Annotated in this window: 2 protein-coding genes and 1 pseudogene; all 3 read right to left on the reverse strand. The window is 58.5% G+C overall.

What is annotated here, in order from left to right:
- Window positions 1-413 (reverse strand): annotated as a pseudogene (locus NR126_RS28335) (DUF2235 domain-containing protein); the annotation flags it as partial.
- Entirely contained in the window at window positions 401-922 is a 522-nt protein-coding gene (locus tag NR126_RS28340; protein ID WP_256832475.1) for a DUF3304 domain-containing protein, read from the reverse strand. The gene NR126_RS28340 and the pseudogene NR126_RS28335, both read right to left, overlap by 13 nt.
- A 5-nt stretch (window positions 923-927) precedes the next feature.
- On the reverse strand, window positions 928-1,169 hold a 242-nt coding region (locus tag NR126_RS28345), incomplete at its 5' end, for a hypothetical protein (RefSeq protein ID WP_256832476.1).

The following is a 1,169-nucleotide window of genomic DNA, read 5'->3' on the forward strand; positions in this document are numbered from 1 at the left end:
GGGGTGCCGACGCCGGGCATGTAGTACTTGAAATAGTCGGCATTGCCGAGCACCGAAGTGTCGAGAAGACCTCGGGCCGTGCTGCCGGCATGCCCCGTGCCACCGGCATGACCGGTACCGATACTGGCGCGAAACAGCCGGGCAATATTCGTGGGATGGGTAGGGTTCGCTAGGTACAGATCGTGGTTGAGGTTGTTGCCCGTCCCGTCGAAGAACAGGCTGATATGCAGGGTCTTGCAGCACGGCGGCATCACCCGGCGCCCCGCCGCAACGCTGAGGGCATCATGATAGTCGTGCCCCAGTTGGTCCTGACGTCGGAGGTTGCGATGAACCTGGTGCGCATTCTCAGGCAACCGCCCCTGCTCAGGAAATGGCGGTGGATAGCAGATATTGGCGTGATTTATTTCGGACATGATTGTGGCTCCGGCAAATTCAACGGGGTCTTGATCGGGTATTCGGGGCTGCCATAGGCGTAGCAGGAGGTCGTGACCTGGAGCTCATCGCAGGGGAGGAAGTGCACAGTGAGGCCGCAGACTTTTTGGCCGGTGTAGTCGGGGATGGGGACTAATTGGGTGTGTTGGCGTTTTTGAGCCTCAAGGTTCTCAACCCAGGCCATATACTTTTCTCGATCTGCATAGCCGGGAAAATCAAAGGAATAGGCCACCCCCGTCTCCCACTCAACCCGCACAGTCATCCCCGGCTTCCAGCGCGTAGGCGCCGCAAAACAACAACCACCGCCACCGCCCTGGTAGGGTCCGATGATGTCCAGCCCCGACTGGCCATCAACGGCAAATCGATTTATCGCCCAATGGGTGTGATTGATGGCTTGGAGAGTTCCACCCGGCGCGCTCTGCGGGAATATTATCGCTAGAAGAGCGCTGAGCACGACGAGCCCCCCATCGCCACGTATAGGTATGAACATGCTGATTAACTCCTGTTGTCAGAATGAGTGGCGCAGGCCTCGTACACCTTGCTGAGCGTGTACGCCTGCCGATCGGCATCGAGGAACAATCCGCGCTGCGTCGCATCGAGCATGGCCGCGTAACACACCTGAAACCGCTGCTCCGCACTCAAATGAGGTGGGATCGCTGCAGCCAAACTTTTGATTGCCAACGTCGCATCGCTGGCACAGCCCAGCGTTTCCAGCTGGCTATCGCTCAATTCGATAT

This window comes from Pseudomonas sp. Pse1, from assembly GCF_024519635.1.
In the GTDB taxonomy this organism is placed as follows: Bacteria; Pseudomonadota; Gammaproteobacteria; order Pseudomonadales; family Pseudomonadaceae; genus Aquipseudomonas.